General features: G+C 70.3%; 21 protein-coding genes. 15 read left to right on the top strand and 6 right to left on the bottom strand.

Features of this window, described 5'->3' with window-relative positions:
* Window positions 1–112: 112 nt before the first annotated feature.
* The 5 genes from K8612_RS32085 (at window position 113) to K8612_RS32065 (ending at window position 5,775) form a co-directional block, all read left to right on the top strand.
* Window positions 113–2,275 (top strand): molybdopterin cofactor-binding domain-containing protein, encoded by a 2,163-nt coding sequence (locus tag K8612_RS32085; RefSeq protein WP_223765029.1) that lies wholly within the window; start codon window positions 113–115, stop codon window positions 2,273–2,275.
* A 2-nt stretch (window positions 2,276–2,277) separates the two neighbouring features.
* Window positions 2,278–2,763: a (2Fe-2S)-binding protein gene (locus tag K8612_RS32080; RefSeq protein WP_223765028.1), complete on the top strand. Its 486-nt coding sequence runs from the start codon at window positions 2,278–2,280 to the stop codon at window positions 2,761–2,763.
* Complete coding sequence (locus K8612_RS32075; protein ID WP_223765027.1) at window positions 2,760–4,004, top strand: DUF6068 family protein; 1,245 nt, start codon at window positions 2,760–2,762, stop codon at window positions 4,002–4,004. The genes K8612_RS32080 and K8612_RS32075 overlap by 4 nt, the downstream gene beginning before the upstream one ends.
* Before the next feature lie 120 nt (window positions 4,005–4,124).
* A complete protein-coding gene (locus K8612_RS32070) occupies window positions 4,125–4,502 on the top strand; it encodes a hypothetical protein (RefSeq protein WP_223741124.1) in 378 nt (125 codons plus the stop codon).
* 25 nt (window positions 4,503–4,527) lie between these two features.
* Window positions 4,528–5,775, top strand: coding sequence for a hypothetical protein (locus K8612_RS32065; RefSeq protein WP_223765026.1), 1,248 nt, complete (start codon window positions 4,528–4,530; stop codon window positions 5,773–5,775).
* Window positions 5,776–5,788: 13 nt separating this feature from the next.
* Here K8612_RS32065 and K8612_RS32060 read toward each other — a convergent pair whose 3' ends face one another.
* The 3 genes from K8612_RS32060 to K8612_RS32050 all read right to left on the bottom strand — a co-directional run bounded on the left by K8612_RS32060 (window position 5,789) and on the right by K8612_RS32050 (window position 9,551).
* Window positions 5,789–8,029 (bottom strand): hypothetical protein, encoded by a 2,241-nt coding sequence (locus K8612_RS32060; RefSeq protein ID WP_223765025.1) that lies wholly within the window; start codon window positions 8,027–8,029, stop codon window positions 5,789–5,791.
* Complete coding sequence (locus tag K8612_RS32055; protein ID WP_223765024.1) at window positions 8,026–8,808, bottom strand: DUF3142 domain-containing protein; 783 nt, start codon at window positions 8,806–8,808, stop codon at window positions 8,026–8,028. Before K8612_RS32055 ends, K8612_RS32060 begins: the two co-directional genes overlap by 4 nt.
* A gap of 98 nt (window positions 8,809–8,906) precedes the next feature.
* A complete protein-coding gene (locus K8612_RS32050) occupies window positions 8,907–9,551 on the bottom strand; it encodes a TetR/AcrR family transcriptional regulator (RefSeq protein WP_223765023.1) in 645 nt (214 codons plus the stop codon).
* A gap of 96 nt (window positions 9,552–9,647) precedes the next feature.
* Here K8612_RS32050 and K8612_RS32045 point away from each other — a divergent pair, with 96 nt between their 5' ends.
* The 6 genes from K8612_RS32045 (at window position 9,648) to queD (ending at window position 13,451) form a co-directional block, all read left to right on the top strand.
* Window positions 9,648–10,463, top strand: a complete 816-nt coding sequence (locus K8612_RS32045) for an alpha/beta fold hydrolase (protein WP_223765022.1) — start codon at window positions 9,648–9,650, stop codon at window positions 10,461–10,463.
* 16 nt (window positions 10,464–10,479) lie between these two features.
* The gene (locus tag K8612_RS32040) at window positions 10,480–11,481 is read left to right on the top strand and encodes a PHB depolymerase family esterase (RefSeq protein ID WP_223765021.1); all 1,002 of its coding nucleotides are present in this window, start codon (window positions 10,480–10,482) and stop codon (window positions 11,479–11,481) included.
* 164 nt (window positions 11,482–11,645) lie between these two features.
* A complete protein-coding gene (locus K8612_RS32035; RefSeq protein WP_223765020.1) occupies window positions 11,646–12,188 on the top strand; it encodes a hypothetical protein in 543 nt (180 codons plus the stop codon).
* A gap of 84 nt (window positions 12,189–12,272) precedes the next feature.
* Complete coding sequence (locus tag K8612_RS32030; protein WP_120566657.1) at window positions 12,273–12,590, top strand: helix-turn-helix transcriptional regulator; 318 nt, start codon at window positions 12,273–12,275, stop codon at window positions 12,588–12,590.
* The gene (locus K8612_RS32025; RefSeq protein WP_223741132.1) at window positions 12,587–12,991 is read left to right on the top strand and encodes an SRPBCC domain-containing protein; all 405 of its coding nucleotides are present in this window, start codon (window positions 12,587–12,589) and stop codon (window positions 12,989–12,991) included. Before K8612_RS32030 ends, K8612_RS32025 begins: the two co-directional genes overlap by 4 nt.
* Before the next feature lie 61 nt (window positions 12,992–13,052).
* A complete protein-coding gene (gene queD / locus K8612_RS32020; protein ID WP_223741133.1) occupies window positions 13,053–13,451 on the top strand; it encodes a 6-carboxytetrahydropterin synthase QueD in 399 nt (132 codons plus the stop codon).
* A gap of 8 nt (window positions 13,452–13,459) precedes the next feature.
* On the opposite strand, the gene K8612_RS32015 is transcribed toward queD, so the two are convergent.
* Genes K8612_RS32015 through K8612_RS32005 form a run of 3 tightly spaced genes read right to left on the bottom strand, consistent with a single transcriptional unit; the run spans window position 13,460 to window position 16,316 of the window.
* The gene (locus tag K8612_RS32015) at window positions 13,460–14,167 is read right to left on the bottom strand and encodes an SDR family NAD(P)-dependent oxidoreductase (RefSeq protein WP_223765019.1); all 708 of its coding nucleotides are present in this window, start codon (window positions 14,165–14,167) and stop codon (window positions 13,460–13,462) included.
* A complete protein-coding gene (locus tag K8612_RS32010; RefSeq protein ID WP_206799065.1) occupies window positions 14,160–14,660 on the bottom strand; it encodes a 6-carboxytetrahydropterin synthase in 501 nt (166 codons plus the stop codon). Before K8612_RS32010 ends, K8612_RS32015 begins: the two co-directional genes overlap by 8 nt.
* Before the next feature lie 39 nt (window positions 14,661–14,699).
* A complete protein-coding gene (locus tag K8612_RS32005) occupies window positions 14,700–16,316 on the bottom strand; it encodes an NADP-dependent glyceraldehyde-3-phosphate dehydrogenase (protein WP_223765018.1) in 1,617 nt (538 codons plus the stop codon).
* 185 nt (window positions 16,317–16,501) lie between these two features.
* Here K8612_RS32005 and K8612_RS32000 point away from each other — a divergent pair, with 185 nt between their 5' ends.
* The 4 genes from K8612_RS32000 (at window position 16,502) to K8612_RS31985 (ending at window position 22,533) form a co-directional block, all read left to right on the top strand.
* A complete protein-coding gene (locus K8612_RS32000) occupies window positions 16,502–18,610 on the top strand; it encodes a von Willebrand factor type A domain-containing protein (protein WP_223765053.1) in 2,109 nt (702 codons plus the stop codon).
* Between the two features lie 12 nt (window positions 18,611–18,622).
* Window positions 18,623–20,467: a HAMP domain-containing sensor histidine kinase gene (locus K8612_RS31995; RefSeq protein ID WP_223765017.1), complete on the top strand. Its 1,845-nt coding sequence runs from the start codon at window positions 18,623–18,625 to the stop codon at window positions 20,465–20,467.
* The gene (locus K8612_RS31990) at window positions 20,464–21,171 is read left to right on the top strand and encodes a response regulator transcription factor (protein ID WP_223765016.1); all 708 of its coding nucleotides are present in this window, start codon (window positions 20,464–20,466) and stop codon (window positions 21,169–21,171) included. Before K8612_RS31995 ends, K8612_RS31990 begins: the two co-directional genes overlap by 4 nt.
* A 150-nt stretch (window positions 21,172–21,321) precedes the next feature.
* Window positions 21,322–22,533, top strand: a complete 1,212-nt coding sequence (locus K8612_RS31985) for a glycoside hydrolase family 19 protein (RefSeq protein ID WP_223765015.1) — start codon at window positions 21,322–21,324, stop codon at window positions 22,531–22,533.

Here is a 22,533-nt window from a genome sequence, read left to right as displayed (position 1 = left end):
CGCGTCCGGACTGACGCTCCATTCGACGTGTTTCCGCGCACCAGGTGACAGGTGCCGCACAGGGCTTGCCAGGTCGTTGGGCCCGCCCGTGGCCGCGTGACAGACTTCCTCCATGGCTGACACGCTGCCCACGGACACAGCCGCTCCTCCCAGCGGCCTGGACCGCCGCAAGTTCCTCACGTGGCTGGTGGCCTCTCCCACGTTGATGGTCGCGGCCCGGCTCGCGCTCGACGTCCCCTCCGCCGAAGCGTCGGAGCCTTCGACGGCCCCGGAAGAGACACCACTCAACCTCTACGTCGCCATCCGGACCGACGGGCGCGTCGTCGCCACCCTGCCCCGCACGGAGATGGGCCAGGGCATCACCACCGCCATCGCCATGCTCGTCGCCGAGGAGCTCGATATCGGCCTCGATGCCGTGGACGTGCACACCGCCGACGCGGATCCGCGCTGGCTCATCCAGCTCACCGGCCTGTCCTCGACGATGCGCTACCTGGCCGGTCCGCTCCGCGCCGCCGCCGCGGAGGCCCGGGCACGGCTGGTCACCGCCGCCGCGCACCGCTGGCGGGTGCTGGCCCTCACGCTCTCCACCGCGCAAGGCGAGGTGCGCGCTCCCGATGGCCGCAGGCTCGGCTACGGCGAGCTGGCGGAGGACGCCGCGCGCGTACTGCTGCCAGAGGTCTCTCCGCTGCCGAAGCCCCCGAGCCAGTACACCGTGGTCGGGCAGCCCACGGGGCGCGTCGACGCACGGGACATCGTCACCGGCGCGGCGCGCTTCACCCTGGACCTGGACCTCCCGGGCGCCGTGCCCACGGTGGTGGCACGGCCACCCACGCTGCTCGGCAAGGTCCAGTCCTTCAACGCCTCCACGGCCCGGGCGATGCCTGGCGTGGTGGGCGTGGTGCAAATCCCTTCAGGCATCGCGGTGTCGGCGCGGACGTTCTCGCAGGCCTTCGCCGCTCGTGACGCCTTGCAGGTCACCTGGACCCCGGGCCCGGCCAGCCACCTCTCCGACGCCGGCATCCGGACCCGGCTGCGGGACGCCATCGGCCCCCGGCCGCTGCCTCCGCTGCTCACGACCCGGGTCGTGGAAGGCCGCTTCGACTTCCCCTACCTCGCGCACGCGCCCATGGAGACGCAGAGCTGCGTGGCGCGCGTGACGGCGGACACCGCGGAGGTCTGGTCCGGCGTGCAGGATCCGAAGTTCGCGCGGAGCCAGGTCGCCGCGGCGCTCGGGTGGGCGCTCACCCCGCAGCGGGTCACCGTGCATCCCATCCGCGCTGGCGGTGGCTTCGGCCGGCGCTTCTTCACCGAAGCCGCCGTGGAGGCCGCGCTCATCTCCCGGTCGCTCGGGCAGCCGGTGAAGTTGATGTGGAGCCGCAACGACGAGATGCGCCACGGGCACTACCGGCCCGCGAGCCACCACCGCATCCTCGCCTCGCTGGGCCCGGGCGGCTCCATCCTCGGCTGGCAGCACCGCGCCGCCATCCCCACCGTGGAGTTCCCCCACGGCTTCGGAGACCTGCTCACCTCCCTGCTGGGGCAGGTCCTGCCAAACGTCACCAGCGCGGTGTTCTTCGCGCTGACCCAGCACGTCCCCTACCAGTTCGGCTGGGTGGCGCAGGAGCTGGCCGAGGTGCCGCTCCCGATCCCCACCGCGTCCTTCCGCTCCGTCTTCACCAGCCAGGTGGGCGTGGCGAACGAAATCTTCGTCGACCAACTGGCCCGCGAGCTCCAGCGAGACCCCGTGGAGCTGCGGCGCTCCCGCCTCACGTCCCGCAGGCTCAAGGCCGTGCTGGAGCGGGTGGTGCTCGAAGGCGCCTGGGGCCGCGCGCTGCCTCCCGGCGTCGCGCAGGGCGTCGCCGTGCTGGAGGAGTGGGACAGCGCCATCGCCCACCTCGTGGAGGTGGACGTCACGTCCGGGACGCCGCGCGTGCTGCGCGTGGTCATCGCCGCGGACGTGGGCCTGCCCATCAACCCCAAGGGCATCGAGGCCCAGCTCCAGGGCGCCGCGATGGACGCCATGTCCACCACGCTGAGCGCCGGGCTCCACATCGACGCGGGCGCCGTGCGCGAGGGCAGCTTCGCGGACTACCGGTGGCTGCGGATGAAGCACGCCCCCGCCTCCATCCAGGTGCACCTGGTGCGCTCCGACGACCGCGTGGGCGGCGTGGGAGAGCTGGGCTACCCCAGCGCGGCGGCGGCCCTCGCCAACGCCATCGCCCGCGCGACGGGCGCCATGCCCACGCGCTTTCCCATCCTCGACGAGGGAGCCTGACCATGCCGGCCCATTCCTTCCTCCTCAACGGCCAGCCGGTGTCGGTGGACTCGCCCGCGGACCTGCCCCTCTTGTGGGTGCTCCGCGACGTGCTGGGCGTCACCGGGCCCAAGTACGGCTGCGGCGTGGGCGTCTGCGGCGCGTGCACCAGCCACCTGGACGGTGAAGCCTTCCGTCCCTGCCTCCACCCCGTGGGCGACGTGGCGGGCCGCGAGGTGAAGACCATCGAGGGACTGGCGGACGCGTCCGGCCTGCACCCCGTGCAGGAGGCGTGGATCGCCGAGGACGTGGCCCAGTGCGGCTTCTGCCAGCCGGGGCAGATCATGGCCGCGGTCGCGCTGCTGCGAAGCAACCCCCAGCCGACCGACGCGGACATCGACGCGGCCATGAGCGACAACGTCTGCCGCTGCGGCACCTACGTGCGCATCCGCGCCGCCATCCACCGCGCCGCCCTGCTGCTGCGGAACGGAGCCGGCCCAAGACCATGACAGACAGAGAGCCCCCCCGGCCGCGCTTCCTCCAGGTCCTCCTCCTGCTGTGCGCGGCGCTCGCGTCAGGCCCCGCCTGCGTGGGCATGAAGCCCGTGCCCCTTCCGCCGGAGGCCGCGGCCTCGCCGTGGAAGTACGCCCGCGTGGGGGACCGCGTGGAGTACACCTTCAGCGGCACCCTGTTCGACCCCTACATCCCGTTCGACATGAAGGCCTTCTTCGAGGGGAAGATCCGCGAGGAGCCCCCGGGCCGGACGAACACGGTCGAGGGCCGGATGGCGGTGGAGGTCGTGGCCGTGAGGCCACCGTGGGCCTGGCTCGCCATCACCTTCACGGATGACCGGGGCCGCCCCCACCCGCATCGCGCGCTCACGAAGGCCCACGTGCTGCCCATGCGCATGGAGGCGTCCCAGCCGCGCCCGCCCATCCAACTCCGGGGCGATGACGTCACCGAGGAGCGGTTCTCCGCCGCGGGACGCACTTGGGATGCATGGCGCTCCGTGCACGACACCCGCGTCAGCGATGGCTCACGGGACGTGCTCGTCTACGCGTCAGTGCCCGGGCCGCTGTACCTCACCCAGGGGCTGCTCGAAGCCAGCAGCGCCCCCGCGGGGATGGGCGTCACCGTCTCCACCCAGCTCAAGCTCCACTCCTTCCGCCAGGGCACCCTCGAGCCGGGCGACGTGCCCACCCTGGAACATCCCCTGGGCCCGGGCACCTGGTACGACATGGTGACGGAGGCGGACAGCGAGTCCCCGAAGCTGCACCGCGCCTGCATGAGCGCGGAGGCGGGCCAGGTGCTGACGACGACGTGGACGGGCGCCCCGGGCGCGGCGCCTCCCTGCGGCGACTTCCAGGGCGCGGTCAGCTCCTCGCTGGGGATGGGCCTGTTCGGCTTCATCACCCAGGCCGCGACGGTGTTCCCCTGGTGGCCGCCCGTCCTGGGAGAGCTCAAGCCCGTCCGGCAGGAGACGGTCACCCGGGGCTCGCACACGGTCCCCACCACCGTCTGTACGCAGCAATGGGCCCGGCAGGACGCCCTCGGCGGCGCCACGGCCCAGGAGGTCCGGTACGCGGTGGACCCCTGGGGCAGGGAGCTTGATGGCCTCTCCAGCTTGATCCGCTTCGCGCCGCTGTACGACGGCACCTTTCACGTCCCGGCCCAGGGTCCGCGCAAGCGGGAGTACTCCACCGCCCTGGAGGACTGGGGCGTCTGGTGGGAGCAGCGCCCCCAACGCTGAAGCAGGCCTGGCGGCTCGACTCCCATGCGGGCAGGCGGGCATGCTGCACGCCGCTGAGTCCCCTTCTCGTGGACTGTTATGGCGGAAGTCGGGCCGGTCCCACACCGAAAGGACAGGAACATGGCGCAGCACGGACAGCGTGTCGGTCTCTTCATGGCGCTCACGATGGCGGCGGCCCTGCTGGGCGCTCCCGCGCACGCGGCGGACACGGCGAAGAAGCCGAAGCCCTCCCCTTCCGCGAAGGCGGATGGCGGGGTCGAAGGAAAGGACGCGGGCACCGCCGCCACGCCGGAGAAGGACGCCAGCGCGTCCCAGGGCGCGGGCCGCTGCACGGGCAAGGCGAACTTCTGCGGCGTCTTCTCCCAGATGTACTGCAGCAGCCAGCCTGGATGTGCCTACATGTTCGGGTCCAATATGTGCGGCGGCGTGGCCATCGCGTGCGAGAAGGCCACCAACGAAGCCTTCTGCAAGAAGATCAAGGGCTGCTCCTGGAAGTAGCTCGCACCCACGGGGAGGGGACGCCATGCCGAAGCGCGAACTCGACGAAGGCATCGACACCGCGACCCTTCCCCGCGTCTCCATCCTGTTCATCCCCTTCGACGCGGCGAAGAAGTTCTACAAGGCCAACACGGCCAAGGGCGTGAAGGGGCTGAGCGCGACGTTGGATGACACGGGGATGCGGGTGGACGGGGCGAACCTCGCGAACCCGTTGGTCCCCAGCATGGCCTCCAGCGCGTTCCTCCAGGGGCCGGACATCGCCGCGAAGCTCGCGGACATCGTGCGGCAGGAGTGCGACCTCATCCGCAACATGCACGTCCGCGATGAGGACTACGACGACAACCTCCAGTCCTGGCTGGAGAGCAACGGCCCCCAGGCGGCGGACTCGTCCCAGTGGAGCGACCGGCGCAAGAAGCGCATCGAGCGGAACCTGCGCGGCTACAAGCACTACCCCGTCTTCATCTTCCTGTCGGAGAACCCCACGGGCTCGCCCTTCCCGGACCGCATCGACGTCCCCGGCCTGGGCATGTCCTACGTCCGCAAGCACCTGATTGACGACGCGACGGTGAAGGGCATCAAGCACGTCAACGAGATCGCCCTCTACCTGCGCGAGGACATCAATGGGCAGTTGGACAACGTGAAGGAGGACGGCTTCTACCTGGAGGCCAGCACGCTCACGCGCAAGACGGCGTCCATCCAGACGAAGCTGAAGGCCAAGGACGAGTACATCCTCAAGGTGACGCTCGGGAACCGGTATGGCCATTCGGTGACGGTGGCCGGGGTGCACCTGCGCGCGTCGCTGACGGGCTCCAATCCGCACGAGCGGCAGGTGGAGCGCAATGCCTTGCAGACCTTCTGCAAGTCCGAGGGCATCCAGGTGATGGTGGGGGACTTCAACATGGACCTCCAGGAGACGGCCCAGGGGAGCCGGGGCGTCTTCTTCGACGGTCAGCCGGGGACGCAGCCCACGTACATGCTGGCCCACAAGAGCACGGAGGCCATCCCGCTCTTCCAGCAGCAGTACTCGAACTCCGCCGGCAACGCCCACTACATGGGCTACTACCAAGCGGACACGGAGGACCTGGAGCTGGTGGGTCCCGGCATGTACGGCCTGATGGGCGCCAGCGGCTCCCGGCACCTGAGGTCCGAGGGCAAGTACTACTCGGACCACCCGTCCATCTACCTGGAGGTGAAGTCCACGCGCCTGACCGACGAGGCGCGCGACAAGATCTTCCGGCGGAAGATCCTCCGCATCGTGCGGCCCAAGCAGTAGGGCCCCGCTCGCGTCAGTAGACGTAAGGCGAGCGGCGCGCCCACTCCGTCTTGCCGTAGTGCTTGTGGAGGTACGCGAAGGCCTTCTTCGCCTCCGGGGTGTTCTGGCCACAGCCCCGCTTGCTGGAGCGGACCGCGCGGAACAGCGCGATGGGTGAGCGCGGGTCCTGCGGGTGCGCCTTCGCCCAGTCCAGCGCCACGCGGGAGAAGAAGGCCACGGAGGAGCCCGCCTCGTTGAGGGCCTTCCACTCGCTGGCGGCGTCCGCCCGCTCCTCCGGGCTCGCGAACGGGAGCGGTGTCTTCAGCGGGTCCTCCAGGTTCTTCGTCCCCGGCACGCACCAGCCGTTGCGGTACCAGCTCAGGTCCTCGGTGAGGTCCAGCTTCGGGGAGACGTTGGCCAGACGGTCCCTGGCGGGCTCCACCCTCGCGGACACGACCGGCAGCCCCATGATCAGCAGCCGCGCGTCGAACAGACGCTCCTCCGCCGTGGGCCGCCCCACGATGGCCAGCAGCTCCGCGCGCGCCTTGGGCTCCGTCTCCGCGAGCGTGGTCGCCTGGGCCGTGAGCATGGCGTCATCCCCCACCACCGCGGCGCGGGCGAACACGGCCCACGACAGTTGCCGGCGCAGCTCGGGGGGCAACGACGGAAGCGCGGCCCACTCGCGCAGCCGGCGCGTGGGGACATGGGACTCCAGGAAGGAGGCCCGCGCGCCGCTGAGTCCCATCGGTGCACTGCCGTCTGGCTGGGGAGCGATGACGAACTCCTCCACCAGGAACTGGGCCGCGTTGCGCAGGGCCTCGTCCCAACTGTTCGCCAGGTGCAGTCGTTCCTCACGCAGGGCGTTGTCCACGGAGAGCTGCTCGCGCACCAGCTCCGGGGGAATGGCGTCCAGCCGCGCCCGGGCCTCCGCCAACTGTCCCCGCGCCCGCAGCAACTGTACGGAGCGCCACGCGAGCGTCATGCCCGCGGGAGACTCCACCGGCACCTTCTCCGCGTCCGCGAGCAGCGCGGGCACCTCCGGCGCGTCCGCCCGGGCCGACAGCAGCGCGAGCACGAGCCAGGGCGGGTGCGCGCTCTTCTTCCAGCGGGCCACGGCGGTCGCGTAGGTCTTCGCGGGCCACGCCCCCTCCGGAGCACCGGGCTCCTCGGGGGCGGTCATGAGCCGGAGCCACTCGACGAGCTCCGCCGCGCGAGGCTTCAGCCCCGGGCAGGTGACGGCGTTGCCCTCCACCTCGGACCCCGGCGAGATTCCAGCCAGCTCCGCCTCCAACCCGGAGCCCGTGCCCTTCTCCAGCACCCGTGAGAACAGCTCGCACCGCCAGGTGTCCGCCGACAGGCGCAAACGCACGAGGGTCAGCAGGCGCCGCGCGGGCCCGTGCACCTCACGCAGCTTCGGATCCGCGAGCACCTTCTGGATGGCCGCCTCCGCCCGGGTGAAGCGCGCGAGCGAGGCCTCATCCAACGTGCGCTCCTCGTAGAAGTCGTCCGGTTGGAGGAACAGCGCCTCGCGCACGCGGGTGCGCGCCACGAGGTACGCGGCGAGCGTCCGGTAGGGAGCGTCCGCCGTGCTGGCAATCGACTGGAAGGCCTCCGCGGCCTCGTCGAACCTCCCGCAGTACAGGTGCATGGACGCGGCCTGATAGTCGCGCTCGGCCTGCCTGCGCGCCTTCTCACGCGGCGTCAGCGACTCCTCGATGCCCGGCGCCGGGGCGGCCAGGGTGCAGCCCTTGCTGAAGACGGTGTCCTGGTTCCCGACCCACTCCAGCAGCAGGGCCGGGCGCTGCTTCCATTCCTTCGCGAGCGCGCGGGCCGTGACCGCGGCATGAAGGAAGGCATCGCCGTGGATGTAGGCGTCATTGGAGGCGTACACCAACGAGTTGGCGTCCACCTGCGGCAGGTCCTTGAAGGGCGCGACCTCCTGCCGGACGGCGGCCCATTGGTCGCGGGCCCAGCTCGGGTCGGGCCCGTAGCGGGACTCCGCGTCCGTCCACCCCGCCACCAGGTGCTTCTGCTCCTCCGCCGTCGTGGGGATGCCCATCATCGAGCGAAAGGCGAAGGCGAGGTACGGCGGGTCGAAGGTGCGGCGGAGGATGCCCAGACGTCCGGCGGCGTAGTGGCTGAAGGGCCGGTCGGGATTGTCGACGACGTAGAAGCGGGGCTCGGGCCCGAAGTCGGGTCCACACGCGTCGGCGATGACGGGAGGCAGCAGCACCGCGAGGCCCACGAGCCCCAGGACTGTTCTTGCGTTCTTCATGGTCGGGTCTCCGCCACGGCGCGAGCGAACGCATCGGGCGTCCACGGCCGGGGGTTGAAGAGATAGAGGGTCGAAACGCCAGGGGGCACGGGCTGCCACTCGTCCATGGCCAGGCCCATGCTGCCCGCGCACGGGCGGGGCAGGCCGCGCGCGAACCGGGCACGCCAGACCGGCGCGTCCGGGCCCATGCGGAAGAGCTGCGGCACCACTTCATCCACGGGCGCCCGCGCAATCCAACTGCCAGGCGCGCACCATGACGCAAGCCCCGTGATGGACAGCGGCATCCCCGGAGGCAGGCGCGAGCGCAGCCGCTGGAGCAGGTCGACGTACGCCTCGTACTCCGATGCGCGGGCATCGAAGTCCAGTTGCAGCGCCGTCACGTCGGGGCGGCGGCGCACGAGCGACTCCAGACTCCCGGCCAGCGACTCCAGGCGCTCCGGACCGAAGCGCGCGAGCGAGGCGCCCGGAAGCATCTGCAACCGCACGGTGGCCTTCAGCGCGGTGCCCGGCGGAACCCGGAGCGGCTGCCGGCGAGGCAGCAGGTGCGAGTCCTCGTCGGTGAGGTCGAGCGTCGCGAGCAGGAAGGCGACGTCCACCGCGCGGCCCTCCAGGAAGCGCAGGTCCTCCGGCCGCTCCCAGGCCCAGAGGACCAGCCGGGGCGGCGGCGAAGCCGGCGTGGACACCGCCAGCGGCAGGCACAACACCGTGAGGACGGCGGTGGCCAGGAAGCCGCGCCGTGGGGCTGGTGCCGCATGCGGGAGGGAGCGTTCGGAGGACATCGCGGCCAGGAAGCCACGGCCGGGCACCCTGCCCGGCCGGCATGGCGACACTTAGCAACCCGTGCGCCACCCGCGCACCGGCGCTTCGACACCCCACCTCACTTCCCGGCCTTGACCCCCAGCATCCGCAGCGCCAGCTCCGCGTGCAGGTCCGACAGCGCGTCCACGTCGAGCGCGGGCGTGGGTTCGAACCAGTAGGGCAGCCGCAACCCCATGGCGGAGATGGCTGCGGCGACGACGCCCGCGTGCGGCACGGAGAACACGCCCTGCGCGCGCCCCCGCTCGATGACCGCCATCAGCAACGCCGAAGACTGCTCCCGCAGCGCCAGGGACGGCGCCGCCAGCTCCGGCGGCAGCGCATGGATTTCGTCGTTCACCACCACGGCCAACTGCGGATGGGTCGCGTGCAGCCGCGTGTGCGCCCGGACCAGGGCCCGGAGCTGCTCCACCGGCTTCGCCCCCGCGCCGAGCAGCGCCGTGCGCAAACCCTCGTGGTGCGCCTCGTGCCCCAGCCGCACCAGCTCCGCGAGCACGTGCTCCTTGGAGGGGAAGTGCGAGTAGAGCGCGCTGGGCCGCAGCTCCAGCTCCTGGGCCAGGTCCCGGATGGACGCGTCATGGAAGCCCCGGCTCGCGAAGAGCTGGAGCGCCGTCTCCAGGATGCGGCGACGCGTGCCGTCAGCCGACGCCGAGTCCGGAAGCACCGCCTTGCGCGCGCGAAGACGGGACGGGGAGGAAGACGCCATGGGGCCACCTTGAAAAACGAACGGTCGTTCAGCTACGGTTCCACCGACCCTGTGAGCGTAGTCCAATCCCCGCGCTGAACGGTCGTTCACCTGACGATGCCCACGTTCTCCCTTCCCGACGGCGTCACCCTGCACTTCCAGGAGTCCGGCGAGGGAGCGCCCATCCTGCTGCTCCACGGCCTGGGCTCGTCCGGCAGCGACTGGGACGCGGTGGTGCCCCGGCTGTCGGCGGATCACCGCGTGCTGGTGCCGGACGCGCGGGGTCACGGGCGGAGCGACAAGCCGGCGGGCGCGTATGGCGTGGCCCTCTTCGCGTGCGACATCGCCGCGCTGTGTGACGGGCTGGGGCTGTCGCAGGTGCACGTCATCGGCCTGTCCATGGGCGGGATGATGGGCTTCCAGTTGGCGGTGGACCGGCCGGACCTGGTGCGCAGCCTGACCGTGGTCAACAGCGGGCCGGACATGGTGGCGCGCACGCTCCGCCGGAGGCTGGAGTTCGCCGCGCGGCTGCTGGTGCTGCGCCTGCTGGGTCCCCGGGGGCTGGCGAAGCGCGTGGCCCCGAAGCTGTTCCCCAAGCCGGAGCAGGAGGCCCTGCGCCAACGGGCCATCGAGTCCCTGGGCGCCAACGCCCCGGACGTGTACCTGCGCGCGACGCGGGGGCTCATCGGCTGGAGCGTCCAGGAGCGGCTGAAGGACATCACCTGCCCCGTGCTCGTGCTGCACTCCGAGCGGGACTACACGCCGCTGTCCACGAAGCAGGCCTACGCGGGCCAGCTCGCGGACGCATGGCTCCAGGTGCTGACGGATTCCGGGCATGCCGCGCCCGTGGATCAACCCGGACAGGTCGCCGGCGCGGTGGAGAGGTTCCTCCGGGAGGTCGAGTCACCCGGGCGCATGTCGCGTCCTGGCTGAAGCAGGAGGCAGGCACATGTCGGTGACTCGGAAGGTCCAGGCCATGGCTCGCGTGGCGGTGGCGGTGTGCGCGCTGTTCGCGGTGCTGGGCGCCACGCCGGCCCGCGCGGGCGAGTGGGTCCACGGCGTCTATTCCAACCCCTGGGGCACCCGGAGCTTCCAGCTCTGGGTCCCCACCGGCTACCAGCCCGGTGAGCCGCTCCCGCTCGTGGTGGGGCTGCATGGCTGTCTCCAGAACCCGGACCAGTTCGCGGGCCTGACGCGGCTGAACGCGAAGGCGGACGCGGAGCGGTTCCTGGTGCTCTATCCCAACCAGGCCCTGTATGCGAATGGCACCCAGTGCTGGAACTTCATGTTCTCCTCCAACCAGGAGCGAGGCATTGGCGAGCCGTCGCTCATCGTCGGCATGGTCGATTGGGTGAAGGGCCACTACGCGGTGGACTCGCGCCGCGTCTACCTGGGTGGCGTCTCCGCGGGCGCGGTGATGACCAGCGTCCTGATGGCCTGCTACTCGGAGGTGTTCGCCGCGGGCATGGTGGGCGCGGGCGCCATGTACAAGGCGGCCACCACCGCCTCCGGCAGCCTCTACGCCATGACGTTCGGCAGCATCTATTCGCCGGATGACCGGGGCCATGACGCCTGGGCGTGCTCGGGCAAGCCGCGCCGGAAGGTGCCGGTGCTCGTCGTCCACGGCACCGCGGATGACGTCGTCAATCCCATCAACGGACAGCAGGCCGCGCGCCAGTTCCTCCAGACGAATGACTACGGCGATGACGGCTCCGACAACAACAGCGTGTCCAACACCCCGGCGAGCACGACGTCCGGTGTTTCAACCGGAGGCCGCAAGTACACCGTGAGGGATTACGTCTCCAACGGCGTGCTCCTGGTGCGGCACATTGAAATCCAGGGCATGGGTCACGCATGGCCCGGCGGTGACGGCGCCTTCCCGTTCGCGGACCCAGCGGGTCCCGACGGAACCACCATCCTGTGGGACTTCTTCAAACAGCACTCCCGCTGAAGGGCGCGGCCCGTCCGGCGACTCCCGGACTACCCGGGAAGACGTGGACAGCCCATCCGCCGCCATGTTGAGCTTGGGTCAAAGGCATCCATCGCCCGCACGCCCGAGACGCCGGCCCCATGTCCTTCTTCGAAGTGCTCTCACCGGTTCCACGGAAGATGGACATGGGAGGCGACCTCCCGCTGCGCTTCCACACGCGCCCGCTGGTCGGCCAGGTCGTGTGGCCCCTGCTCACGCTGGTGCTGTTCGTCGTGATTCCGCTCGCCTACGCGCTGGACCAGGGCCTGTCCCTGGCCCGGCTGCGCGAGGAGTGGATGCTGCCCCTGGTGGTGGTGCTGGGCGGCTTCGTGTCCGTGACGTTCATCCTGCGCTGTGTCCGCACCCGGCTGGAGGTGGTGGTGACGGCCAGCGAGGTCATCCTGCGCGGCGCCGGGGCCCTGAGCGCCTTCACCTGGAACGAGCCCCTGGACCACTACGTGGGCCTGGACTGCGAGCGGCGCCACCACCCGGACTGGATTGGCGCACAGGACGAGTACGGCATCGCGCTGACGCACCGGAAGGACCCCGAGCGCAACGTCGTCGTGCACTGGGGCCGCGACGCCCGCCGCTTCGAGGACCGGCTCGCGCGCTACGCCCACCTCCTCCGGCTCCCCGTCCGCCGGGAGCAGCGCGCCCCCCTCGCGCAGGCGCGCGCCGCCCGCCGATAGCCGCTTCACACCCGCCCGACGACGCGTCGGAAATATCCGACGCCTCTTGACGCGTCGGATATTTCCGACGTATCAATCCGGGCCATGTCCGAACCGGATGTCTTTTCGGCGCTCTCCAATCCGGTGCGCCGGGAAATCCTGTTGCAGTTGCGCAAGGGGCCGCGCGCGGTGAATGACCTGGCGAGCGGCTTCAACCTGGGGCGGCCCGCCGTCTCCGAACACCTCCAGGTCCTGCGCAAGGCGCGGCTCGTCCGCGAGGAGCCGCGCGGCCGGGAGCGCTACTACCACCTGGATCCGCGTCCCCTGTCGGAGGTGGACGACTGGCTCAAGGCCTTCACGCACTACTGGAAGCAGCGGCTCGCCGCGCTCGAGGACGTGCTCGACGAGGAGTCACGCAAATGAAGCCCCCCGCCGTCATCCAACTGGACCATGTGTATGCCCATCCGCCCTCCGCCGTGTGGAAGGCCCTGACGACGCCGGAGCTCCACGCGAAGTGGTGGGCCGCGGGCGACGTGCGCCCCATCGTGGGCCACCGCTTCACGCTCGACATGGGCGCCTGGGGGCAGCAGCCCTGTGAGGTCGTCGCGGTGGAGCCGGAGCGGCTCCTTCAGTACCGCTTCGCCACGGGCACGCTCGACACCACCCTCACCTGGCGGCTCGTGCCGGAGGGGACGGGGACGCGGCTCACCCTCATCCACGAAGGCTTCAACCTGGACTCGCCCATGGGCCGCCGGGCCTTCGAGGGGATGAAGCCAGGCTGGCCGGGGCTGCTCGCACGTCTGGGAACCGCACTCGGCGTCTGAGTGCCCGCCCCCTGAGACGAGCCGTGGACGCACGGGGTGAACGCGGATACAAGGCCGCCGAATGGAGGCCGTATCCGTGAAGAAGCCCACCCTCGTGACTGAAATCTCGAAGGAGTTCACCTTCGAGGCCGCGCACCGCCTGCCCAACGTTCCGGAAGGGCACAAGTGCTCGCGGGTGCACGGCCACAGCTACCGCATCGAAATCACCCTCCGAGGCCCCGTGCACCCTCAGTTCGGGTGGATCGTGGACTTCGCGGAGCTGAACGCCGCCTGGCAGCCGCTGCACGCCCAGTTGGACCACCGGCTGCTCAACGACGTCCCGGGCCTGGAGAACCCCACGAGCGAGCTGCTGGCCGCGTGGCTCTTCGAGCGCGTGAACGTGCCCGGCACCACCGTCGCGCGCATCCGCGTGGCGGAGACGTGCACGTCCTCGTGCACCGTCTACGCGCAGGAAGGCTGAAGGCCGCTTCAGCGCTCGATCTGCCCCAGGTTGGCGTGGATGACCGCGCCATTCAGGACCGGGGTGGTGGCGCAGGTGTAGAGCACGCCGGCGATCTCCTCCGGCGTGATGAGCCGCCCGAAGGTCGTCATCCCCGCCACGCTGGCCCGGACGGCGGGGTCCGCGCCCATGTGCTCGCGGAGCATCTCCGTGTCCGTGAAGCCCGGGCAGACGCAGGCGGTGTGGACCCGGGTCCCCGCCAGGTCCTGGCAGGTGGCCCGCATCATCCCGATGAGCGCGTGCTTGGTCGTCACGTAGGACGCCACGCCCTTCACGGCCTTCTCCCCCAGCGTGGACGACACGTAGAGCAGGGACGAGCCGTCCGTGAGCAGCGGCCGCGCCAGGCGGTTGAGCACCAGCGGGGCCACGACGTTGACCTCCAGCACGCGGCGCAGGTGGTCCGCGTCCATGGTCAGCGCGTCGTCCTGCTCGTAGAGCGCGGCGTTGTGCACCACGCACAGGCGGCCCGGCCCCCGCGCCGCGCCGTCGCGCAGCGCCTGCTCCACCGCGGGCTCCCAGCCCGGCACGGCCAGGTCCACCGGCACGTTGACCACGTCCGGCACGGTGCATGGGCTCCGCGACACGTTGATGACGCGCCAGCCCTCCTCGCGGAACCGCGCCGCCGCCGCCCGGCCAATGCCCCGGCTGGCGCCGGTGATGAGGACCTGATCAGACATCGCGTTTCCACTCCCAGGAGGCCCACTGGCCCGGGCCGGAGGCGCACTTCACCACCAGCCCCGTGATGTGGTCGCGCGCCATGGCGCTGCCGTCGCCCACCAGCTCCTCGCCGAAGACGCGCGCCAGCTCCTCCAGCGACACGTTGGCCACCGGCAGCACCGTGACGTCGCGGGCAAGGAAGCGCAGCTCCTCGCCGTTGAAGTGCGCCACGTGGTTGCCCTTTTCGTCCCGCTCCAGCCGCAGGTGCTGGGAGTGGGCCGGCAGGAAGAACGTCTCGTTCCAGGCCTTGCAGCGCTGGATGATGGCCTGCTTGAGCGGACCGTAGTCCGAAAGCAGGCCGTCGTCGGACACCTCCCCCGTCAGCGCGACGTAGACGGAGAAGTTGTGCCCATGCAGGTTCTCGCGGTGCGTGGCGGAGAAGATGGTGAAGTGCCCCGCGGAGAACTTCATCTCTTCCTTGTGCAGCTCGAGGGTCGTGGTGCGCGGCGCCATGGGATGGCCCAGGGCATACCACCCAGGGCCAAGGCGGGACTAGAAGAGGAAGTCCGTGGTGAGGAAATCCGACTCTCTGCGGGTCAGGATGGATTGGACGAGCGCGGTGTTGTCCGGCGTCGTCTTGGTCGCCACCAGCGTGCGGATGGAGAACACCCGCAGCGCGTCCGCCACGGACAGCGTCCCCTCCGCGGAGTCCTTGCGGCCGTTGAACGGGAACGTGTCCGGCCCGCGCTGGCACTGGCAGTTGAGGTTGATGCGGCCCACCTGGTTGGAGAACGCGTCGATGAACCGCCCGATGCGCGCGGAGTCCTTGCCGAACAGGCTGAGCTGCTGACCGAACGGCGACTCCACCACCAGCCGCACGGCCTCCGCGTCGTCGTCGAAGACCATCACCGGCACCACCGGGCCGAACTGCTCCTCCGTGGCCAGCCGCATGTCCCGCGTCACCGGGTACACCACCGTGGGTGAATAGAACGACCGGGACGCCTGCCCGCCCGTCGCGTTCACCACGCGAGCGCCCTTCCCCACCGCGTCGTCCACCAGCCCCTGGAGGTACGTCCCCTTGCCCGGCTCCGGCAGCGGCGTGACGGCGACGCCCGGGTCCCAGGGCATGCCGGGCTTGAGCTTGTCCACGGCGGCGGTGAACTTCGCGAGGAACGCGTCCACGATGTTCCGGTGCACCACCAGCAGCTTGAGCGCCGTGCACCGCTGGCCGTTGAAGGACAGCGTGCCGGTGATGCACTCCTTCACGGCGTTATCCAGGTCCGCGTCCTCCAGGATGATGGCCGGGTTCTTCGCGTCCAGGCCCAGCACGGACTTGAGGCGGTGCGGGCGCGGGTGCATGCGCTTCAATTCACTGGCGCCCTTGTTGGTGCCGATGAAGGCGAACAGGTCCACCTGCCCGCTCTCCATCAGCGCGCCCACGGTCTCCCGGCCCCGGCCGTAGATGATGTTGATGACGCCGGGCGGGAAGCAGTCCCGGAACGCCTCCAGCAGCGGGCGCACCAGCAGCACGCCGAACTTCGCCGGCTTGAACACCACGGTGTTGCCCATCAGCAGCGCGGGGAAGAGCGTGCTGAACGTCTCGTTGAGGGGGTAGTTGTACGGCCCCATGCACAGGGCCACGCCCATGGGCGCGCGGCGGATCTGCGCCATGATGCCCTGGTCCTGGACGAAGCGGGACGAGGTGCGGTCCAGCTCCTTCAGCGCGCGGATGGTCTCCACGATGAGGTCCACCGTGCGGTCGAACTCCTTCTCCGAGTCCGGCTGCGTCTTGCCAATCTCCCACATGAGCAGGTTCACCACGGCGGTGCGCTGGGCGCGCATGGCGGTGAGGAAGCGCTCCACGTGCTCGATGCGCTCGGCGACCTTGAGGGAGGGCCAGACGCCCCGGCCGGAGTCGTAGGCCTTCACCGCCGCCGCCAGCGCGTCCAGGGACTCGCGCGAGGTGAGCAGCGGGGTCGCGCCAATCACCTTCTGCTTCAGCCCCTCCGGGGTCCGGACGAACACGGGGCTCGCCACGGGGTTGAGCTCGCCGGCCCAGGTGCGCAGCTCGCCGCCTACCAAGTACTCGCGCTGCTCCAGGTACGCGGGCAGCCGCACGCCGGGGGGAATCTGCTCTTCGGTGGGAAAGAGGGTGTCCAGTGCCGTCATGGACGGCCTTTCTAATCAGACACCCCGCCCCCGGCACGATTTCCCGTCATGATGAAACCATGATGAGGAGACGAGCCCCCCATGCGGTTCGATGCGGGGCGCATCTGGATGATGGCTCCACCCTGATGCGCGAGAGGTGGTCCATGCTGAAGTCCCTCCTGAGAAGCACCCTGCCGCTGTTCCTGATGATGTCCGCCGCGCCCGTGGGAGCCCAGTCCCAGCCGGGCACCGCCGCCAAGAGCGTCATCATCGGCACGGTGATTGACGTCGAGACCCGGAAGCCCGTGGGGGACGTGGTCGTCACGGCGACCTCGCCGAGCCTGCAGGGCGAACAGGTGGTCGTCACGGACGCCCAGGGAAACTACCGCATCCCCCAGCTCCCCGCGGGGACGTACACCCTGCGGTTCGAGAACGAGGGGTTCAAGCCTTACGCCCGCCCTGAAATCCAGCTACTGCCCAACCGCACCATCCGCGTGAACGTGGAGCTGCTGGCCGAGCACTTCTCGAGGTCGGTGAACGTCATCGGCGCGCCGCCCACCATCGACGTGGGCTCGACGAACCAGGGCGTCAACGTCGACCCGGAGTTCATCAAGCGCATCGCGGTGGCGCGCCCGGTGGGCAAGGGCGGCGCGAAGCGCGGGTTCGAGTCCCTGGTGGAGCCTCCTGCGGGTCCCCGGTCCGAGGGCGGCTACGTGGTGGACAACCCGTCGCCCGACGGCGACCCGAACAGCACCAACGACCGCGTGCGCGCCCCGTCCTGGGCCCTGCCGTACATGCACGTCATCGTCCCGGACGGCACGCCGCAGACGGTGTACCGCGCGCCCCAGCCCGCGCCGGAGCGCACCGTGGCCCCGCCGGGCCAGCGCTTCTTCGACATGTACTTCAAGGGCTACGGCGTGAACCCCACCGTGGACACCGAGGAGGAGCGCTTCTCCACCTTCTCCGTGGACACGGACACGGCGTCGTACACGCTGACGCGCGCCTACCTGGAGCGCGGCGCGCTGCCGGACGAGCAGGCCGTGCGCGTGGAGGAGTTCATCAACACGTTCGACTACGGCTACGCCAACGCCCCGGACGCCCCGTTCAGCGTGAACGTGGAGGGCTTCCCCTCCCCCGCGCGCAAGGGCTACCAGGTGGTGCACATCGGCGTGAAGGCGCGCGACGTGAGCAGCGTGGAGCGCAAGCCGAGCCACCTCGTCTTCGTCATCGACGTGTCCGGCTCCATGGCCATGGAGAACCGGCTGGGCCTGGTGAAGCGCTCGCTGCGCCTGCTGGTGGACGCGCTGGATGAGCGGGATTGGGTGTCCATCGTCGTCTACGGCAGCACCGCCCATCAGGTGCTCGCCCCCACCAACGCCACGCAGAGGGCCACCATCCTGGGCGCCATCGACAGCGTCCAGTCGGAGGGGTCCACCAACGCGCAGGCGGGCATGGAGCTGGGCTACGCGCTCGCCGCGAGCCACCTGGTGAAGGGCGGCATCAACCGCGTCATCCTCTGCTCGGACGGCGTGGCGAACAACGGCATCACGGAGGCGGACGGCATCTGGGAGCGCGTGAAGGAGCAGGCGGCGGCGGGCATCACCCTGTCCACCGTGGGCTTCGGCATGGGCAACTACAACGACGTGCTGATGGAGCGGCTGGCCCAGGTGGGTGAAGGCAACTACTCCTACGTGGACAGGCTGGAGGAGGCCCGCCGCATCTTCGTGCAGAACCTCACCGGCACGCTCCAGGTGGTGGCCAAGGACGTGAAGCTCCAGGTGGAGTTCGACCGCAAGACGGTGTCCCGCTACCGCCTCATCGGCTACGAGAACCGGCTGCTCACCAAACAGCAGTTCAACGACGACCGCGTGGACGCGGGGGAAGTGGGCGCGGGCCACGCCGTCACCGCCCTCTATGAAGTGAAGCTGCGCGACCCGGCCCAGACGAACTTCGGCACGCTGCGCATCCGCTACAAGGCCCCGGAGGGCGGCAGCTCGAAGCTCATCGAGAAGGCCATGCCCGTGACGCTCCTGCGTCCCGCCTATGAGAAGGCCGCGTCCCCCACCCGCCTGTCCTATGTCGCCGCCGCGTTCGCGGAGAAGCTGCGCGGCTCCTACTGGGCGCGCCCGCTCACCTACGACGCGCTGGTGTCGCTGTGGGAGGAGCTGGGCACGCCGCTGAAGGCCCGCGCGGACGTGGTGGAGCTGGGTGAGCTCATCCGGCTGGCGAAGAAGCTGGACCGCCGTGAGGACCGCTTCGAATCCTTCGCGCCGGTGCGCACCATGGACGCCGACCGCGTCCCCACCATCAAGTAGGGACCGTCCCCGATGCCGCGCAGGCTGCTGCCCACCCTCTTCGCCCTCGTGCTCGGCCTCGCCGGGCTCGGGGTCGGCCTGGGCTATCTCCACCGCATCTTCGCCGCCGAGCGCGAGGATGCACGGGCCTCGCTCCGCGTCCGGCGCGAGGCCCTGGAGCAGTACGCCCGCGCGTCGTTGAGCCAGGCGCTGCGCGAAGGCCTGGAGGGTGCGCGCGGCACGCTGGCGGCGGCGAAGGAGGATCCTTTGGTGGCCACGCCGGGGCTGTACCTGCGGGAACAGGGGGAGCAGGTCCTGCCCCGGCTGGCGCGGTTCGACACGGCCGGGGACGCGCCCGCGAAGGAGCGCTACGCCAGGCTGCGCGCGGGCACGGAGGTCGCGGACGAGGACGAGGGGCCGTGGAAGGAGCGGCTGGAGCGGATGGCGCTGGTGGAGCAGTCGCTGAAGGCGAAGGACCGGGGCGCCACGCAACTGTCGCTGATGGCGCTGCTCCAGCACCGGGCCCGCTTCGTGCTCGCGTCCACGCGGGACCTGCCCTCGATGCTGGTGGTGCTGGAGGACGTGGCGGCGAGAGGCGACGTGGTGCCGGACCTGATGCGGGCCCTGGTGCGCGACGGGCTCCTGGACGGCCAGGGTGGAGGGCGGCTGGAGGGACTGCAGCGGCTGCTGTTGCTCAAGCGCTCGCGCTTCACGCCGGAGGACTTCGACTTCCTGCGCGAGAAGGTGGTGGCGCTCTCCACGCGCGTGGGCGTGCCGGTGGCGGACTTCGAGGCGCGGGCGCGCGAGCTGACCTCGACGCCGCTGCCCCTTCCAGAAGCCGTGCGGGAGCCGGTGCTCATCCGGTCCGGCTGGTATCTGGAGCCGCTGTCGGGGAGCGACGTGCGCGGGCTGGCGCTGGACCTGTCAGGGCTCCTGACGGGGCTCACCCGCGAGATGCGGGAGCGCGGCCTGCTGAAGGCGGACGGACACGTGACGCTGCCGGGGGATGCGCCGGTGCTGACGCTGACGTCGCTGCCGGTGGCGGTGGAGTCATCCGAGTGGGCCCAGGGCGAAGAGGCGCTGGAGCGCCGCTACCGGCTCAAGACGCTGATGCTGGCCCTGTGCGCGGCGCTGGCGCTCGTCATCGCGGCGCTGGCCTTCGTGGCGCAGCAGCGCAAGTACCGCTTCCTGGAATTGAAGAGTGACTTCGTGGCCACGGTGTCGCACGAACTACGCACGCCGCTGGCGTCCATCCGGCTGCTCGCGGAGACGCTGGAGTGGCGGGTGGCGGAGGGCGCGGACGCGAAGGACTACCCCGCGCGCATCATCCGCGAGGCGGACGGGCTGGGCTTCCTGGTGGAGAACCTGCTGTCCTTCAACCGCATCGACAAGGGGCGCTGGGTGCCGAAGCTCGCGCCGGTGCGGCTGGACGAGCTGGTCTCCAACCTGCGCCGCGACCTGGAGTCCGGCGCGCCGGTGCCGGTGGAGCTGACGGCGGACGTGGACGCGCGCGAGCTGAACGCGGACGCGCAGCTCTTGCGGCTGCTCCTGGCGAACCTGGCGCGCAACGCATGCGCGTACAACACCCGCAGCCCCGTGCGGCTGCACGTCCAGACGCTGTCCGGCGGGCGCGTGCACTTCACGGACAACGGCACCGGCATCCCGCAGGCCGAGTGGGAGCGCGTCTTCGGCGAGTTCTACCGGCTGTCCGGCCGCGACGGCCGCGAGGTGCCCGGCAGCGGGCTGGGGCTCGCGCTGTGCCGGAAGATTGCCCGGCTGCACGGAGGCACGCTGCGCGTGGCGGCCTCCAGCCCCGAAGGCACCACCTTCGAACTGACCCTTCCCGAGTACCGGCCCGAGGCCCGGAGCAACGCATGACCACCGCCGCCCCCACCGTCCTCGTCGTGGAGGACGACCCGAACCTGCGGCTCGCGCTGCGCGACAACCTGGAGCACCAGGGCGGCTACGCCGTGGAGGAGGCCGCCACGGTGAAGGAGGCGCGCGAGCAACTCTCCCGCCGCGACTTCCAGCTCATCCTCCTGGACGTGATGTTGCCGGACGGTGACGGCTACTCGCTCTGCCGTGCGCTGCGAGAGGAAGGCCTGGAGATGCCGGTGCTGATGCTCACCGCGCGCACGTTGGAGGAGGACGTGGTGCGCGGCTTCGAGTCCGGCGCGCAGGACTACCTGGGCAAGCCCTACCGGCTGCGCGAGCTGCTCGCGCGCGTGGGCGCCCACCTGCGGCGCGGCGGTGGCGTGGCCCCGGCGAAGGTCCTGCGCTTCGCGGGCTACAGCGTGGACCTGGACCGGCGGCGCGTGGAGACACCCGAGGGCGCGGAGGTGGAGCTGACGCGCAAGGAGTTCGACCTGCTGGCCTTCTTCCTGAAGGAGCGCGAGCGGGCGCTCAAACGCGACGAAATCCTGGACGCCGTGTGGGGCACGGACGTGGTGGTGGATCCGCACACCGTGGACAACTTCGTCTCCAGCCTGAAGCGCAAGCTCAAGTGGACCAGCGCGTCCCGCTTCTCCATCCAGACCGTGCGCGGCGTGGGCTACCGCATGGAGGTCGAGCGCGGTTCCTGACGCGAGGAATAACCGGATTGACTGGATATCTCGTCTGATGGCATGAAGCCAGGCAGACTTTGTTCTTTCGGAAAACAAAGTCTACCTGGGATGGACACGTGCACCTCCCAGGAGTTCCTCCACCTGCTGGCGGTACCCATGGGAGACGTCATGAGCCACAAGGGAATCATCCGCGGTCTGTCGTTGCTGGGAGTCGTGGGCGCGCTGGCGGGCTGCTCGGGGCCGGAGACCGGAGACACCGCGCAAGAAACCGTGGGTCAGGTGGAGAGCGCCGCCGTGGTGTCGACCATCACGGAGGGCGACTACGTCATCCGCTCGGTGCGCACGAACAAGTGCATCGACGTGGCGTCGTCCAGCACGGCGGACGGCGCGAAGGTGCAGCAGTGGGACTGCAACGGCACCAACGCGCAGAAGTTCCACATCTCGCCCACGTCGGGCGGGTTCTTCAAGATCATCAACGTCAACAGCGGCAAGGCCCTGGACATCCAGGGGGTCAGCACCGCGGAGAACGCGGTCCTCCACCAGTGGACCTACGTCGACGGCGCCAACCAGCAGTTCCAGTTCATCAACCGGGGCGGCACGCAGTTCAGCTTCCACCCGCGCCACACCGGCATGGCCATGGACCTGTCGTGGGGCTCCTTCGACAACGGCACCCTCATCGTCCAATACCCGTACTACGCGGACCGCGACAACCAGCGCTGGACGTTCGACAAGGTCTCCGGTGGCGGGAGCGGCGGCACGGGCTTCGGGGGCATCCTCACCCGCGAGACGTTCAACACCATGTTCCCCAGCCGCAACGGCTTCTACACGTACGACGCGCTCATCGCCGCCGCGAACACCTTCCCGAGCGTGGCGACGACGGGTGACACCGACACGCGCAAGCGCGAGGTGGCCGCCTTCCTGGCCAACGTGTCGCACGAGACGGGCGGGCTCGTGTACATCGAGGAGATCAACAAGGGCGACTACTGCGACACGTCGTGGGGACCTCCGGGCTGCTTCTGCGCCGCGGGCAAGCGGTACTACGGCCGCGGCCCCATGCAGTTGTCGTGGAATGGCAACTACTGCGCCGCGGGCAACGCGCTGGGCCTGCCGCTCCAGGCGAACCCGGACCTGCTGGCCCAGGACGCCAACGCCGCGTGGCGCACGGGCTTCTGGTTCTGGACCACGCAGAACGGCGCGGGCTCCATGACGGCCCACAACGCCATCGTCAACGGCGCGGGCTTCGGTGAGACCATCCGCACCATCAACGGGTCGGTGGAGTGCTACGGCCGCAACCCCGGCCAGGTGCAGAGCCGCATCGACAAGTACCTCCAGTTCTGCTCCATGCTCGGCGTGAGCCCCGGCAGCAACCTGGGCTGCTGA

It is taken from the genome of Corallococcus sp. AS-1-6 (assembly GCF_020037015.1).
Classification (GTDB): Bacteria; Myxococcota; Myxococcia; order Myxococcales; family Myxococcaceae; genus Corallococcus.
The sequence above is the reverse complement of the archived record's forward strand: the minus strand, read 5'-3'. Positions and strand labels throughout refer to the sequence as shown.